Consider the following 15,680-nt stretch of genomic DNA (forward strand, 5'->3'; position numbering starts at 1 on the left):
TAAAAATTATTTTCTTATTCTAGCATGAGTTGAATTTTAAGCCAGATGAGCCACCACTGCCTCATCTTAAACATATAAAGCACCCGTAGGTGCTTTATATTTCAGTTTAAAATTATGGCTTAACCACGACCATCACCTGAATGGCTTCGGGTGTGACTGATAAACCATCCAGCAGGCTCAAGCCTTCTTTCTGGAATTTCTGCAAACGTGAAATTTCATCTTCACGGATGCTTGGGTTGAATTGCTTCAGGTAAGTTAAACGGTCAATTTCATATTGCCATTTATTGCCATACACTTCTTTAGCCTGCTGCTTAAAGTTCGGCAATGCAGCTTTGGCAATATCCAAGGCTTGTGCATAGCGCTGTTCAATGACTTCACGGCGTGCTTTCACCACCTGACGGCAGCTATTACCATCCAGGTGATGTAAATAAGGTTTCAGGATTTCCGGTGCAATCTTTTCAGACAGGTCCTGACCTTTTTCACTGAGCAATACGCGAATCAGCTGTTGTGGCAAGCTGGATGGCAAGTTCAATGCCTTCGGTGCAACCACATCCACCTTAAACCAGACTTCAATCAACACCGAACCTTGTGGCAAGGCTGCAGATTTTAATACCGCAACGTTGGTACTACCAAAAGCCTGGGTATTAATCATTTCCATCACGCTTTCTGTGAATGGATGTTCCAGCGTCAAGTATTGTGCATCTTCACGAACCTGCGCCTGATCACGATAGAAAGTTGCCGTCATGCCTTCTTCATCCAAAGACAAGCCCTGAACCTGCATTTGGTCGGTCGGCTTGATGATCACGGTACCGTTACTTTGCTCATCAAAATCGATATTGGTCGATGCCATGAAGCGTTTCATGAACATCGGCAAAGTGGTGTTGTCGTCGTAATCTTCAAGCGCCTGCACAATTTCCTGCGCCACGATTGGACGGCATGAGTTGTATTCCAGCAGACGGTCACGGCCTTCCTGCAATTCAGCCTCTAAAGCTTCACGCTGTACACTAACTTCTTCCAGTAAATCTTCAAACTGCTGGCCTAAATCTGCCAATAAACAGTCTTTTAACTTCACAATAAAGTTTTCTTGCAGGGTTTGTGCAGTCGGGGAAATATTGCTGAAGATATTCAGACCTTCGTTGTACCAGCGGAACATACGTTCTTGCGCTGTACCGACCAGATAAGGCACATGAATCTGAATCCGGTTTTCCTGACCAATACGGTCTAAACGGCCAATACGCTGTTCCAACACATCCGGATTCGCCGGCAAGTCAAACAGGATCAGGTCAGAGGCAAACTGGAAGTTACGCCCTTCTGAACCGATTTCAGAACACAACAGAATTTGTGCACCATAAGACTCTTCAGCGAAATACGCTGCTGCCTGGTCACGTTCAAGCAGGCTCATGCCTTCATGGAACATGGCGGTACGGATGCCGGCATGTAAACGCAGCACATTTTCCAGCGCTTCCACCACCGGACCACTACGTGCAATCAGCAAGACTTTTTTGTGCTTTAACTCGGTACGCAGGATTTCCATGAGCCACATCACGCGTGGGTCATGTTCCATCCACGAGCCATCCAGCTGAGCCTCTTCAGGCCACATCTGTTCACGCAACTTGCCGTCTTTCGACCAGTTGGCAGGCGCTGGCAAAGGTGCCGGTTGGCAATCACGGCCCGGAAAGCCCTGAATCGCTTCACGGGTATTACGGAACAAAATACGGCCGGTACCATGACGGTCCAACAATTCATGAATAGCACGGAAACGCTGTTCCGGCTCATCCTGAATGCCATGCCCCAACAAACCCTCGATCGCTTTTAAATGCCCTTCTTCCAAAGGCAGGTCTGACATCAGCACTTCAGCAATTTTTGCAGTCTGATGATACTGCTCTTCTTCATCGAGGAAGCGGTCGAGTGAACTAAAGCGTTGCGGATCGAGCAGACGTAAACGGGCAAAATGGCTTTCCACACCCAGCTGTTCTGGTGTTGCTGTAAGCAGTAACACACCCGGGGTTTTTTCCGCCAGTTCTTCAACCAGGTCGTAACGGTCATTACCGCCTTCTTCTTCGCTCCACATCAGGTGATGTGCTTCATCCACTACAATAAGGTCGAAGCCGGCTTCTAAAGCCTGTTCACGCAAATCTTCGTGATCGACCATCAAGTCAACAGAAGCAATGATGCGCTGCTCGGTCAGGAACGGGTTTAAGTCAGGATCATGTTCTTTGATCGAAGCGGTACGGGTCAAATCGAACAGTGAAAATTCCAGATTGAAACGGCGGCGCATTTCAATCATCCACTGATATTGCAGCGAGTCTGGAACCAAAATCAGGATACGTTCAGAACGGGCAGTTTTGAGTTGCTGATGAATAATCAGGCCCGCTTCAATGGTTTTACCCAAGCCCACTTCGTCAGCAAGCAAGACACGCGGCGCAAAACGCTGGCCCACTTCATGGGCAATATACAGCTGGTGCGGAATCAGGCCTACACGGGCACCGACCATGCCGCGCAGAGGACTGTTCTTCATGTTGGCTTGCATCAGCAAAGCTTCAATACGCAGGTCATACCATTCTTTATAGTCGACCTGACTGGCCAGCAAACGGTCAAGCGGTTTAGACAGCTGGATGGTCGCACCAATACGGGTTTCGTTGAGTGACTTACGTTCTTCTGAGCCATCTTCCAGATTGCGCACGACGTTATAGCGCACTACGCCATGACGGTCTTCCAGCGACTCAACTGTCCATTGGGTGCCTTCCTGATCCTGCAGTTCATCATTCACATTGAACACAATACGTGATAAAGGTGCATTGCTACGTGCATAGACACGTGTTTCATCACTTTTTGGGAATAAGATGCTAACCGATCTTTCATCTACGTCTATAAGAACCCCTAAACCGAGTTCTGTTTCCGTGTCTGATAACCAACGCTGACCAATAGCAAACTGATGCAATTTTTCCACCTTTATCTAAAAATGAGGACACTAATTTCAAGCCCAAAATCTGCTTGGTATTTGAGCAAAAAACCAGGTCTTTAAGCAATATATTTTGACATAAAGCCCACTAAAAAGTGCGCAAAATCTATGAGGATTAAAAAGTTTTTACTTTAAAAAGGAACTGGAGCATAAAACTCCATCAGCTGTTCTGTTTGCGGATGATAAAAACTTAAGTTTTCAGCATGCAGGCACAGACGCGGCATCATCAGTTGCTGCTCAGGAGTGGCATATAAAGTATCCCCAATAATGGGATGACCCAGATATTGCATATGCACGCGTAGCTGATGGGAACGGCCCGTAATCGGGCTAAGTTTGACCCTCGTCACCGCCTGTCCCTGAATTTCAAAATGTTCGATAGCCTGCCAATGTGTCAGTGCAGGCTTGTTATGATGGGGATCGGCAATATGTAAAGGAGGATGTTCGGGATCATAAACAACCGGCACATCAACCGTGCCTTCCCCTTCAAGATGCCCTGCCACTACGGCTTGATAGGTTTTGTCGGTTTGACGTTCCTGAAACTGGCGGGAAATGGTTTTTTGTCCCCATCTGCTCAGGCCAAACACCAGAATGCCTGAAGTATCCCGATCCAGCCGATGAATCAGTAAGGTTTTGGGTTCTATTTCTAATAACCGGTTGATCACGCAATCTTGTAAATCTTCGGTTTTGCCGGGAACGGTGAGTACACCTGCAGGTTTATGGATGACCATAAAATCTTCATCACGATGTATCAGATGTTCGGTTAGAAAATTACTCAATGTTCAATCCCAGGCTGATCGCGAAAACAAGGCGGCAATGATAGAAAGCTTGGCACAGAATTACAATGCACAATATTCGAATTGGTGACGGTTTTTCCGATTTTGCTCAAAAATTATTTCAATCTCGTGTTATGAACCTACTGATTGCAATACAAAGCTGACCAGTGCATGCAGGGTATTGTGTTTTAGGACATCTTCATACCTAATATTTGCTCCATGCGCCCGCCAAATACCCACCAACGTCACAATGGCTACAGAATCCAAACCGTATTGTTTCAGATCAACCTCAGGATCAATTTCTAGGGCATCCATGTTCAGTTGCTCTGCAACCGCGAGCATAATTCCCTTGGTGGAAAGCACATAATGGGATGGTGCACTTAAATCCCATAGCCGAGTCAAACTATAGCTGTTCATGTGATGCAAGCCCTGTGCCGAAATGTTGTCAATCCATTGAATATGCTGTTCCTGATTCGACAATAAAATCGCATCATCCACTACACAGATTTGCTCGGTGACACTTTGCAAATGTGGCAATATTTGCTTGAGTATCGGCGTGACCTGCCCCGCAAAAATCAGCTGCGGATGCGATGATGCATATTCACCGAGTTGCTGCATGCCCTGCATCAGGTCATCGCCATATAAGTCGACAATTGGAATATCTAAAGCTTTAGCTTTATTAGTGATCTGAACCAGATGAGTCATCAGGTCACTGTCTTGTATGCCTGCCATCATCCTTATGTTTTGCAGTCCCACTAGTACCAGCACAGATTGTGTTGAGGATAACTGCCATTTGGCTTGGGAGGGAGCAAACTGGATTTTTTTGGGCATTGGGTACAGCATGGGAAAGAATTTTTCTGATCTATGCGAATAAAAACTATGCTAGCTTAAATAGCTAGAAATGGTAAGTATTATACTCTACACATGACACATGTACGATAATGAAATTACTACTTTGGAGTTACATGCGTATTTCGTATAACAGCCATTATGTTGCATAAAATGTGATTTGAGGGAAAAATCAAATATTGTTAGTGTATTTTATATGAATCTCTCTTATTCATTTTATATGCCAGTTACAGTCATTATGTATTCATAAGTCAATTTGAATGCTTATATACCAAGCTAAAGCTTAAATAAGTTATTTTTGGGGTGGTCTAATATTGAAAAACAATGGTAGACCATGCACTTGAATAGCTTATTGGATGAACTAAGTGTTATCTGGAGCGGGGTTTATACGTTGTTTCTTGTAGAACAAACTTTGCATAAGGTTTGCAGTTTGCATCACTATATTTCTGAATTTCATCTTTGGTTTGAGAATTCACATAAGCTTTAACTAAGTTTCTATAGTTCCACAATCTATCCCAAAATAGGTATGTTGGCATAGACGGTATAAGTTCATCTTGAATAACTAAAGAAGCATATTGAAAAGCACGACTTTGATCTGGTGATGCTAAAAGATATTTTTCAATTTGATTAAATCCAAATACTTCATAAGTTGTACCCTCCATTTCATTATAATAATAACCTGAGCTTGGTCTTATTTCTAATTTTCTGACATATTCAGCACAAGTATAAATAACAAAACTACGATGTATTTCATCAATATTTGGAATTGTAGGACGCATAGATTCTACAAGTAATCTATCGTGTAGGATGCGGTCTGATTCTTTGAATGATTCAGTAATTCCAGCCATATATTCTGCATGTTGCATCTTTGCATATTTTGATCTTTCATCTCTTAATTTCTGCAAAAAATCCTTTTTTAGTTTTTCATTTATTTGGTAATTAGGATGAAATTTATGCCTATGAGCGAGTTTTGTTTGTTCATCAAGATGGTCAAAGTACGGTTTATATTTTAAGTCTAGCTTTGTTTCAGGTTTTTTTCTTCTTACCATGTCGCCAAGATAATTGAAATACGCTTCAGCTTTTTCTATACCTCCCTCTTGTTCAAATATAGTTTTTCTAGCTTCCTCTGGATCAGATGATTTTGAAATGGAAGTTGCTGCAATCCCAATACTTTGCTCTGCATCTTTCTTAGTACCATCAGTAATAATAATCATTGGTACATCAGCTATTGCTGAGTTGTGTAAAAGCATTAAAGCGGTAAGAAAAAAATATTTAAGCATCAACTGATTTTCTTTAATTTATATATTAGGTTATTGAATAATAATATGTTTAATCTATCAATACTATTATTAAAAGTTAATAATTTTAAACGCTGTGAAATATAAAGAGGGATCAATACTCACCCATAGAACCGTATCAGGTTTATCGCAGACTTTTTATTTAAGTTCGGCGACCTGACTTAACAGCTTAATATGATCATAGTACATTGCCTTAAAATCAAAAGGTGAAACATAACCTAGTGCACAATGTACACGTTCCTTATTAAAACAATACGATTGGTATAACTGAGCTAAAGTCTTTTTTCATTCACATGTACCAAAAACTTCTCAATCGCTACCTGCGCAATCTCAGCATCCTGAAAAGACTTCACCCCAGACACACCCATTGCACCCACTAACTGACCTTGATACAAAATCGGTTCACCACCTTCCAGCATGCCAGAGAATGTATCCATAGTCAGGAAGCCCATTTGACCGCCTTTAATAATATCTTCAAATAGTTTGGACGGACGGCGACTCATTGCAGAACATTTTGCTTTTTCTAAACATAAATTTGCTGTCATAGGCGATGCGCCATCCATACGCTTCATCGCTAACAAATTTCCTGTTTCATCTACTACTGCGATGCTGACATTAAAACATTGTTCAAGTGCATATTCATAGGCCTGATTCAATAAAAACTCGGCATCACTTAAAGTCAAATAATGTTTGGTTTGCATGAATAAATATCCCTAATTTTAGAATTTAATCTCCCCTAACCCCTCTTTAAAAAAGAGGGGAACTCCAATATAAAAATTCTTAAAATTCACTCCTTTATCAAAGGAGGGTTAGGGAGGATTTAAAAACTTAAGCTTTCATTTCAGCAAATGTTTCTTTTGCAGCTTGAATGGTAAATTCAATATCTTCATCACTGTGTGCAGCAGAGATAAAACCTGCTTCGAATGCAGAAGGTGCAAGGTTTACACCACGTTTCAACATGCCGTGGAAGAATTTACGGAAAGCATCAACATCACATTTCAGCATGGAATCGAAACTGGTGATGTCTTCCTGATCTGTGAAGTACAGACCGAACATACCGCCCACTTGTTGAGTCTTGAATGGAATGCCTGCTTCATCGGCAGCCGCTTGTAAACCGGCAAGTAATTTTTCGAGTTGCGCGGTTAATTTTTCATAAAAACCTTCAGCCCGAAGATGCTTGAACATCTCAATACCTGCACGCATCGCCAGCGGATTCCCTGACAATGTACCCGCTTGATAGACCTTACCTAAAGGTGCAATGCATTCCATCACTTCATGTTTACCACCAAACGCACCGACTGGCAGACCTGCACCAATAATTTTACCCAAAGTGGTTAAATCAGGTGTTACGCCATAATGTGCCTGCGCACCCCCCAAACCGACACGGAAACCGGTCATCACTTCATCAATGATGAATACTGAACCGTGTTCGTCACATACATCACGAATCGCTTGCAGGAAGCCATCAATTGGTTTCACCAAGTTCATGTTGCCAGCTACCGGTTCAACAATCACCCCTGCAATTTCAGAACCGAATTTAGCAAAGCATTCTTTCAGGGTGGCAATGTCATTGTACGGCAAGGTTAAAGTATGTTTGGCAAAGTCGGCAGGAACACCAGCAGAAGTCGCTTCACCCTCACCACTGGTTAATAAACCTGAACCGGCTTTAACCAGAAGCGAGTCTGAATGACCATGATAACAGCCTTCAAATTTTACAATCTTGTCACGACCCGTATAACCACGTGCCAAACGGATTGCGGTCATGGTCGCTTCAGTCCCTGAGTTGGTCATACGCACCAACTCAATAGACGGCATGATCTCACAAATAATGTCTGCCAAAGTGGTTTCATGAACTGTTGGTGCACCAAAGCTTAATCCATCCACAGCAGCATTTTGCACGGCTTGAATAATGTCAGGATGGGCATGACCCAGAATCATCGGTCCCCATGAACCCACATAGTCCACATAGCGTTTGCCATCCACATCATACAGATAGGCACCTTGGGCTTTTTCAATAAATACTGGCGTACCGCCTACGCCATTAAAGGCACGTACCGGTGAATTCACACCGCCTGGAATATGTTTGCTGGCTTGTTTGAACAGTTGTTCTTGCTTTGGAGATAAGCTCATAGAGACACTCAACTAAAAATTAAATCAATAAGCAATAAGGTTTTATGCTAAGGCTGTAGTTTTAAACAATGCAGACCACTCGTCTAAACGCTCTGGAATCGCGTGCATCGGACGACCTAATATATCACTGATTACCGCACAATAATCTGCACCACATTCAATCACCTGCTGGGAATTTTCAACAGATAAGCCACCAATGGCACAGATCGGCACATTTAATTTTTCTTTGGCCAGTTTTAAGGTGTCCAGACCAATATTACCTGCTTCAGGCTTAGACTCGGTCGCATAGATAGCTCCAAAAGCCACATAGTTTGCACCATCGGCAATTGCCTGTTCTGCCAATTCCAGTGAATTGTTGCAGCTGCGACCAATCAGCACACCTTGCGGCAAACGCGCAACCGCTTCCTGAATCGAGCCATCATCCTGCCCCAGATGCACACCTACGCCGTATTTAACCGCAGTTTCAAGGTCGTCATTAATCACGAAAGGCACACGATATTCAGCACACATGGCTTTCATATATTCAATTTCATAAATTTGGTCTTGTTTGGCGACTTTTTTACGACGGTATTGCAATACTGAAATACCGCCATTGGCCATTGCCCCTTCAAGCTTAGCCAATAAAAGTTCTAAAGGATCGTCATTGGTAATCAGATATAAACCGCGCATAACATACTGCCAAAATGAAAACTGCCCTATTATAGGCATATCAGGGACAAGATTCAGCGGAACTGGCTTAATTCCTTATAATTACTCTACATAAATATGCAAAAAATCGGAAAACCCAGCCCCCAACAACTGTAATTTAAATATTGTGAAAAAATACCTATTTTCAGGGATAGATCATAAGGGTATTAGCCGGTTTAATAAAACGGCAGAACAACAATAAATAATAAAGACAATATAATAATAAAATTTGGAAACTTGATTAGATTCTCTAATTCTTGGTTATAAAACGCACTTGAGGAAGCGAACGAAGAATTAGAGAGTCGCCCTATTTTTTATCCGGGTATTCCAGCCAACATTACATCCTCCTTTCAATCCTGATGACTCCTCTTTTAGTCCATGATGAATGTTGATATTTTTTAAGCTGAGCTTTTAATGTACCGCCTGCATAAAAAAAGCCTAGAGAAGGTCACTCTAGGCTTGGAAAACTTTAAGATTGAGGACAGGCACGAAGTAAAAATTCAGCTTCCTAAATGTCTGTTCTATTAATAAAATATTCACTCTAGCATTTCAAGACAAAATTAATTTTATTTCTACATTTTTTATGAAAATAATCACAAAATGGTGATTTTTTGTCTGAATGGTATAAATAAGCCGCAATTCAACCTGGTATTTTATCTTTAGAACGATCTTGCAAACTTAAATTGCCGCGTAATACATCGGCAAACATACGCCAATCTGAAATAAAACTATACAGCGGCTGTTTAAAACTGGCCGGTTTGTTTTTTTCAAAGACAAAATGCCCCAGCCATGCACAGGCATAGCCTGCAACCACACCATATAATACATATTTGGCCTTTTTATGGCGTATAGCTTTAGTCACACAATATAAGCCGATACTGCTGCCCACCACATGCAAACGGCGACTCATGACATTACGGTGCTCAGTCAAATAAAACCGATAGAATTCATGATAGTTTTGAATCGGCAACTGAAATTCCGGTTCTGGATGATGTTCAAATTTGAGCTGGATTGTTGTATTCATGGTCATAGCCCTGCATATTTTGATTTAAGTTAGCGCATATTTTGTTCAAATTGAAGTGTTAGCTCTCATCATTTTTTTGATCATTTGCAAAGCAACCAGGCAAGAATCTGTTCGTCAAGTCTTACATCAAAAATCATTTTCGCTACAATCAGGAGCCTAGAATGAACAATACAATTTCCGGCGCTATAAAAGAACAGATTTCATAACGCATTTGTAAGCTATCGATGATGACGAGTTGTATTGCTGACATCGCATCACAAAATTTGGATGAAAAATCATGGTTGAAGTTGAATTAAAATTTCAGATTCCTGAAGCAAGACGCAATGCTTTACTGAAGGCATTGGATCCTAAAAAATCTGAAATTATTCAACTGAAAGCCAAATATTATGACACCTCGGAACGTTTACTGTCACAGCATGGTGTGGCCTTAAGACAACGTCTCGAAGGCACGCGCTGGATTCAAACCCTGAAAGCTGCCGGTAAAAGCCATTTGCACCGTTTTGAGCATAACCATGACTTAGGCGAACTGGAACAGGCACCGCAGCTGGATTTATCCATTTACGCGCAGGATGCCGAAGCGCAGCACATCCTGAAAAATGCTTTGGGCGAGGCACAGGATCAGCTTAAATTGCAGTTTGAAACCGATATACAGCGGATCTTTCGCGTCATTCATTTTGAAGAAACCGAAATAGAGGTCAGCCTAGATGTCGGTGCAGTAAGGACTGAAACAGCACACAGTGAAGTGCATGAAGTTGAGTTTGAATTGAAATCAGGCTTGGTCCAGTCACTTCTCGCCTTTAGCTTTGAATGGGTAAAGAAATATCATCTTTGGCTGGATGTGCGCAGCAAGGCCGAAATCGGCAATCTTTTGGCCATCCAGCAACCCGTCAGTCCGGCAAAATTGGCCAAGGAATTTAACTTAAGTAAAAAAGACCCCGCCAATAAAAACTTGCGTCTGCTGATTACCCAGCAGTTACAGCATTTACTGCCGAATATCGCGGCCATTTCTGCCGGTGTTGCCGAGAAAACACATATTCAGCAAGCACAAATTGCCCTGGATCATTTGCATTTGACCCTGTCTTTATTTAAAGACTGGAATGATGCAGTTTCAGACAAATGGGCGACGCAACTGGGCGCATTTAAGCATCAGTTTGATCATTTACAGCATTTGCAGCACATGCAGTCAACGCTAGGTGCTTTTTTACAGAATCCGAATACTGCATCGAATTTAGCCAAAGATATTTTGTATGCCAAAGAAAAGTTGGCCAATCTGGTTCGTTCAACGCAAAACGTCCATCATTATCTGGAATTATTGATGTTTGGCTTAGAGCCTGAGGATAAGCCGCAAGCGCATGACTTAAAGTGGTTCGCGCAAAATACCCTGCAAAATCAATATAAACAGCTGCAAGAGCATCTTGCGAATGCCGATATTGCCAATTTTGAAAGTCTGGATCAGTTAGCCACTAAAATTCATGAACTGAAATTTAGCTTCCCGATTTTAACCTCGATTTATGATGTCAAGAATTTGCAGAAATACAGCAAAGCCTTGAATGATGCTCAACTTGCAGCCAGTGAATATCAGATTCTGGCCTCTTCTGCCGAGTATATTCAGCAAACTGAACTTGAAGCCAGTGACTGGTTTGTTTTGGGCTGGCTGACAGCGAAACAGGAAGTGTATGCACAAAAGCTGCTTGAAGCGACGGAACAATTCCTGGTGAGTCGTAAATTTATTAAGTAACAAATAAAGCAACAAAATTAAACCAGTCAAATCAAAGCGTATGGCATGATCTTTTAATGTACCCTAAGAGTGGGGTGACATACGCTTGATCTACTTTCTGGCACAACCCTACTCTTGTTTCGATACTGGCTTACCATGATATTGGCTTACAATAATAGCCGTTTACAATAAAAGTCATGACCCTATCGGATGATGAAGCGTCAGGAGTTTTAACATGCTCGAAGTAGAATTAAAATTTCAGATTCCCGCATCAGATCAGGAAAAGCTCTATCAGCTATTCTTGAACAAGAATGCTCGCTTGATTTCTTTATATGCAAAATACTACGACACGCCCGAACGGCATTTAGCTCAAAAAAACATTTCATTACGGCAACGTCTTGAAGACGGTCACTGGATACAAACTTTAAAAGCACCCAACGATCATTCCTTGCAGCGCCTTGAACTGGAAACCGATTTAGGCAAGCTGGAAAATCCAGGTTTGGACCTTGAGATTTACCAGTCGCATGCAAAAGCAAAACAATTGCTGCAAAAGGCTTTGGGCAAACAGGCTAAAAACCTGACGGTGCAATATGAAACGGTCGTGCAGCGTCTGGTGCACGTGGTTCATTTTAACCGTTCAGAAATTGAGGTAAGTCTGGATCGCGGCGAGATTCGCCATAACGATAAGAAATTGGCAATTTATGAAATTGAGTTTGAGCTTAAACAAGGTTCTGTTCAAGATCTGCTCAAGTTTATTCACCCCTGGGTACAACGATATCATTTATGGCTGGATGTGCGCAGTAAAGCGCAACGTGGAGATTTGCTGGCACAGGATTTAAAAATTCCTCCCGCTCAGTTTGCAAGTCCGCTCAAACTGAATCCACAGGACTCGACTGATCACGTATTGAAGCAGATCATCAATAATACCTTGCAACACCTATTGCCGAATGCATCTGCGATTGCTTCCGGACAGTATGATAGCGATCATGTTCACCAGACCCGGGTTGCCATTCGCCGTTTAAGAAGTGCCTTGCGTGTGTTTGGTGACTGGTCCAAAGATGTTCACCCAGACTGGCAGGAACAACTGACTCAGCTGTTTCGCCAACTGGGGTCAACCCGTGACCGCGATGCCTTGAGTGAAGGACTTTTACCTCAGCTCGAACAGGCCGGTGCCCCTTTTGTCCAGCTTCCTCGTACGCCTGAAGAATCCGGCATTCCGATTGATGAATCTTTACGTTCTTCAGACTTTGTAGAACTGATTCTGCATCTGCTGCGCTTTGTCGATCAGCCAAGTAAAAAGCAGAAAAAAGCGGGATTAAAAAAAGATATCGCAAAAAAACTACAAAAATTGCATCAACAGATCTGCAAAGATGCCGATCAATTTTTACAGCTGGATATCGAGTCACGGCATCGTACCCGCAAACGGGTCAAACGCTTGCGTTATTGCGTAGAATTCGTTGCCTCGCTTTATCCTGCTCAAGATGTAAAGCGCTATCTCAAAGATTTAAAACCCGCCCAGGAAAGTTTGGGACAGTATAATGATTTGATGGTGGCTGAAGCGCTGTTTCAGGATATGGTGCAACGTAAACAAAAACTCTGGTTTGCCTTAGGCTGGATAGCCAACGAGAAAGAATCCGTGTTGCAACAGGCTCAGCAGCATTTAGAGGATTATTCTAAAACCGCTACTTTCTGGTAAGGGGCAAACGCAAAGCCAAGATTAGCGGTATTTGCCAAATATTTTCCAGGTTCCATTATCTGCCAATGGATCGCTATAACTGTCATTGCGCTGTTTGCGCGGCTTGTCACGGGCATCTACCAGTTCAAAATGCGGCTCTGTACTCAGCACAATGCCATTTACATAAAACCGCGTGCGTGTGTACTCACTTTGTCCATGCTGGAACACATAAGTGCGCAAATCGATGAATTCACGATGAGCCACCAACGCTGCGGTATCATCACTTTCCAGCCAGGCACGCATGGCCTGAATCTGCTCAGGTTCAAATTTCCCGCACTTATCGAGCAGGCTGGCAATCCCCCGAAAGGTTTTGGACTCTTTGGCACGGGTTTTGTTAATCCGGATGCGGTCGACATGAAAATAAAATAAAGGCAGATTCAAATGGCTGGGCAAATGCACGGCATCCAGGGTTTCATCTTGCATAAAGGGCTGAAACAGGTCTTGTGCCCTTTCAATTAAGCCGGTCCATTGCCGGTAATATTCGTCCACTTCTTTTTTAGAGCCATAATAAATAGGCAAGCCCTCTACATTGGCCAGATTTGCTGGTGGCCAAATATTCTGACGCAGCAAGGCGATGTCACTTTTTAAACTTTGTACGGCAATGGCATCTTGCATTGGAGTATCCATTTCTATGCTTAGGCTATTTTTAGATTAAGCCAAAGGTTTAGTTTCTGCAAGGCTTTGCCTATAATAAGCGATTAGATCGTTTTTGCAGGAAAAGTTCATGGTTCAAAAGATTGAAGCAACAGATGTAACCGAAGAAGAAGCGTTAAATGCTGCTTTTTTTGAACGTGCTGATGAATTTATTAAACAAGCCAACGAATTTTGCCGTGTCGAAAAAGGTTCAGCCGTGAAACCTGCTGAAATGCGCGGACAAGTCAGCGCTGCCATGCTGTTTGCCACTGCCCGTTTTAATACCTGGGTCGCAGCCAACAATTTTAAAGATGGCAATGAAATGCGTGATGCCAAAGATCAGGTCATGTCTTACATCATGCAGCAGTTCCAGATGATGCTGGAAGACAATTATGATGAATATTGCGAACAGTTTGAAAATTATCTTCGCTTTCGTCGCAATGAAGAATTTCATGCCAACAAACATGACCATGATCATCAGCACTGATCAGAAGTTTAAAAAGCCCTACGGGGCTTTTTTTATGTGCTGAGTTTTTGGATGAAAGGTCATTTAAAGTCAGGGCTCTTTACAGTATGGTTAAATAACAGAGACTTGCTGAATTAAGGACAGAAATGCAAGCGCTGGATTTTGCAATTATTGATGCACATATTTACCAATGGGATCCGTATAACACGCCCCATGCTGCCGCGTTGGCGGTCAAATTGCTGGGCAAACACCCTTACCTGCTCGACAAAGCGGTCCGCATGATGAATGCTGATGATCTGATTGAAACATTAGGCCTGACCCACCATGTGACAGCACCCTATTTGCCTGAACACTATGTCGAAGATATTGGTCATTATCAGATAGAACAAGTGGTGCATGTCGAAGCCAGCTGGCATAAAAATAAAGGTAAAGGCGTGATTGGTGAAACCCGTTTTATTGAATCACTGCCCTTTAACGCAGAAACAGTCAAACTCGGTGGCATTGTTGCAACTGCCGATCCACGCGACAGCAATTTCAAGAAGATTTTGCAACTGCATAAAAAAGCTTCGCCGCGCTTTAAGGGCATTCGTAAAATGGCGGCAGTACATGAAGATAAAGGAATTCGAGCCTGGGCAGATGAACCACATTTATACCGCAATAAAAATTTTTAAAGGGCTTTGAAGCCCTCGCGCAAAACAATTTAAGCTTTGATGCCTGGGTGTATTCCACACACTTAAGTGATGTGATTGCATTAGCCCAGCAGTTTCCGGAAACTTCTATTGTGCTGGATCATTTTGGCACACCTGCCGGTCTTTTTTGGCCATGTCGGTGCTCTGACCGGCTTAACCAAAGTCGCGCGGGAAAACATTCTGGTACGCTGGCAGGAAGATATTGCCGAGCTGGCCAGCTGTCCGAATGTTTATACCAAGATGTCGGGCATGTTTATGCCTGTGCTGGGTCATCAGTTCCATAAACAAAACCGACTGGCCAGCAAACAGGAAGTGTATGATCTGGCCTTTCCAATGATCGGCCATGTATTGCAATACTTTGGTAGTTACCGCGTGATGTTTGCCTCCAACTTCCCGATGGATCGGGTCAGTACCGCACTGCTGAACATTATTGATGCCTTTAGTAATGCGGTTGTGGCCTATAATCCTCATGAATTGGAACAGGTATTCCATCATAATGTGAAGCAGTTTTATCGGCTTTAATCACCTCTCCCTGGCCCTCTCCTGAATGGCATAGGTATCTACACATCTTTAGGTACCTAATGCAATGGTTGCGATTTCATTCAGTTCATCTATTGAATATTCTGAGAGCAGTTGAAGGGTGCTCAGTAAAATGGAAAGTCCTGCCAATATGGCAGGCGCACTTTCTATCTTGCCTCTTTTCTGCTGTCTGCCTGA

12 protein-coding genes and 2 pseudogenes are annotated in these 15,680 nt (G+C 42.7%); 4 read left to right on the plus strand and 10 right to left on the minus strand.

The window, feature by feature from the left end:
• Positions 1-112: 112 nt before the first annotated feature.
• From rapA to H4I94_RS14655, 8 genes are all read right to left on the minus strand, one after another.
• Positions 113-2,950 carry an RNA polymerase-associated protein RapA gene (rapA, locus tag H4I94_RS14620; RefSeq protein ID WP_261183580.1) on the minus strand — a complete coding sequence of 946 codons (2,838 nt, stop codon included), beginning with the start codon at positions 2,948-2,950 and terminating at the stop codon, positions 113-115.
• Positions 2,951-3,093: 143 nt separating this feature from the next.
• Entirely contained in the window at positions 3,094-3,738 is a 645-nt protein-coding gene (locus tag H4I94_RS14625; protein WP_261183581.1) for an RluA family pseudouridine synthase, read from the minus strand.
• A 129-nt stretch (positions 3,739-3,867) separates the two neighbouring features.
• Positions 3,868-4,578 carry a phosphopantetheine-binding protein gene (locus H4I94_RS14630; RefSeq protein WP_261183582.1) on the minus strand — a complete coding sequence of 237 codons (711 nt, stop codon included), beginning with the start codon at positions 4,576-4,578 and terminating at the stop codon, positions 3,868-3,870.
• A 374-nt stretch (positions 4,579-4,952) separates the two neighbouring features.
• Entirely contained in the window at positions 4,953-5,864 is a 912-nt protein-coding gene (locus tag H4I94_RS14635; protein WP_261183584.1) for a hypothetical protein, read from the minus strand.
• Positions 5,865-6,154: 290 nt separating this feature from the next.
• Positions 6,155-6,583, minus strand: coding sequence for a GlcG/HbpS family heme-binding protein (locus tag H4I94_RS14640; RefSeq protein WP_261183585.1), 429 nt, complete (start codon positions 6,581-6,583; stop codon positions 6,155-6,157).
• A gap of 127 nt (positions 6,584-6,710) precedes the next feature.
• Entirely contained in the window at positions 6,711-8,012 is a 1,302-nt protein-coding gene (hemL, locus tag H4I94_RS14645; protein WP_261183586.1) for a glutamate-1-semialdehyde 2,1-aminomutase, read from the minus strand.
• Between the two features lie 42 nt (positions 8,013-8,054).
• The gene (gene thiE, locus H4I94_RS14650; protein ID WP_261183587.1) at positions 8,055-8,681 is read right to left on the minus strand and encodes a thiamine phosphate synthase; all 627 of its coding nucleotides are present in this window, start codon (positions 8,679-8,681) and stop codon (positions 8,055-8,057) included.
• Positions 8,682-9,339: 658 nt separating this feature from the next.
• The gene (locus H4I94_RS14655) at positions 9,340-9,723 is read right to left on the minus strand and encodes a DUF962 domain-containing protein (protein ID WP_261183588.1); all 384 of its coding nucleotides are present in this window, start codon (positions 9,721-9,723) and stop codon (positions 9,340-9,342) included.
• A 277-nt stretch (positions 9,724-10,000) separates the two neighbouring features.
• Here H4I94_RS14655 and H4I94_RS14660 point away from each other — a divergent pair, with 277 nt between their 5' ends.
• Both H4I94_RS14660 and H4I94_RS14665 read left to right on the plus strand, forming a co-directional pair.
• Positions 10,001-11,461, plus strand: coding sequence for an inorganic triphosphatase (locus H4I94_RS14660; RefSeq protein ID WP_261183589.1), 1,461 nt, complete (start codon positions 10,001-10,003; stop codon positions 11,459-11,461).
• A 214-nt stretch (positions 11,462-11,675) separates the two neighbouring features.
• Positions 11,676-13,136 carry a CYTH and CHAD domain-containing protein gene (locus H4I94_RS14665; RefSeq protein ID WP_261183590.1) on the plus strand — a complete coding sequence of 487 codons (1,461 nt, stop codon included), beginning with the start codon at positions 11,676-11,678 and terminating at the stop codon, positions 13,134-13,136.
• Between the two features lie 21 nt (positions 13,137-13,157).
• On the opposite strand, the gene H4I94_RS14670 is transcribed toward H4I94_RS14665, so the two are convergent.
• Positions 13,158-13,790: a hypothetical protein gene (locus tag H4I94_RS14670; RefSeq protein ID WP_092818422.1), complete on the minus strand. Its 633-nt coding sequence runs from the start codon at positions 13,788-13,790 to the stop codon at positions 13,158-13,160.
• Positions 13,791-13,899: 109 nt separating this feature from the next.
• Between H4I94_RS14670 and H4I94_RS14675 the strand changes: the two genes are divergently transcribed.
• The gene (locus H4I94_RS14675) at positions 13,900-14,295 is read left to right on the plus strand and encodes a DUF3144 domain-containing protein (RefSeq protein WP_092818423.1); all 396 of its coding nucleotides are present in this window, start codon (positions 13,900-13,902) and stop codon (positions 14,293-14,295) included.
• Between the two features lie 125 nt (positions 14,296-14,420).
• Positions 14,421-15,485 (plus strand): annotated as a pseudogene (locus H4I94_RS14680) (amidohydrolase family protein).
• A 48-nt stretch (positions 15,486-15,533) separates the two neighbouring features.
• Here the strand turns inward: H4I94_RS14680 and H4I94_RS14685 are convergent.
• Positions 15,534-15,680: pseudogene (locus H4I94_RS14685) on the minus strand (transposase); the annotation flags it as partial.

The sequence above is a fragment of the Acinetobacter sp. T_3_1 genome (assembly GCF_025377055.1).
GTDB classification, from domain to species: Bacteria; Pseudomonadota; Gammaproteobacteria; order Pseudomonadales; family Moraxellaceae; genus Acinetobacter; species Acinetobacter kookii.

What these genes read in the sequence shown, in the direction of transcription:
- H4I94_RS14640 (WP_261183585.1), bottom strand. Translation starts at nt 6,583, where the DNA reads ATGCAAACCAAACATTATTTGACTTTAAGTGATGCCGAGTTTTTATTG.
- H4I94_RS14660 (WP_261183589.1), top strand. Translation starts at nt 10,001, where the DNA reads ATGGTTGAAGTTGAATTAAAATTTCAGATTCCTGAAGCAAGACGCAAT.
- H4I94_RS14655 (WP_261183588.1), bottom strand. Translation starts at nt 9,723, where the DNA reads ATGAATACAACAATCCAGCTCAAATTTGAACATCATCCAGAACCGGAA.
- H4I94_RS14670 (WP_092818422.1), bottom strand. Translation starts at nt 13,790, where the DNA reads ATGCAAGATGCCATTGCCGTACAAAGTTTAAAAAGTGACATCGCCTTG.
- H4I94_RS14630 (WP_261183582.1), bottom strand. Translation starts at nt 4,578, where the DNA reads ATGCTGTACCCAATGCCCAAAAAAATCCAGTTTGCTCCCTCCCAAGCC.
- H4I94_RS14675 (WP_092818423.1), top strand. Translation starts at nt 13,900, where the DNA reads ATGGTTCAAAAGATTGAAGCAACAGATGTAACCGAAGAAGAAGCGTTA.
- H4I94_RS14635 (WP_261183584.1), bottom strand. Translation starts at nt 5,864, where the DNA reads ATGCTTAAATATTTTTTTCTTACCGCTTTAATGCTTTTACACAACTCA.
- hemL (WP_261183586.1), bottom strand. Translation starts at nt 8,012, where the DNA reads ATGAGCTTATCTCCAAAGCAAGAACAACTGTTCAAACAAGCCAGCAAA.
- thiE (WP_261183587.1), bottom strand. Translation starts at nt 8,681, where the DNA reads ATGCGCGGTTTATATCTGATTACCAATGACGATCCTTTAGAACTTTTA.
- H4I94_RS14665 (WP_261183590.1), top strand. Translation starts at nt 11,676, where the DNA reads ATGCTCGAAGTAGAATTAAAATTTCAGATTCCCGCATCAGATCAGGAA.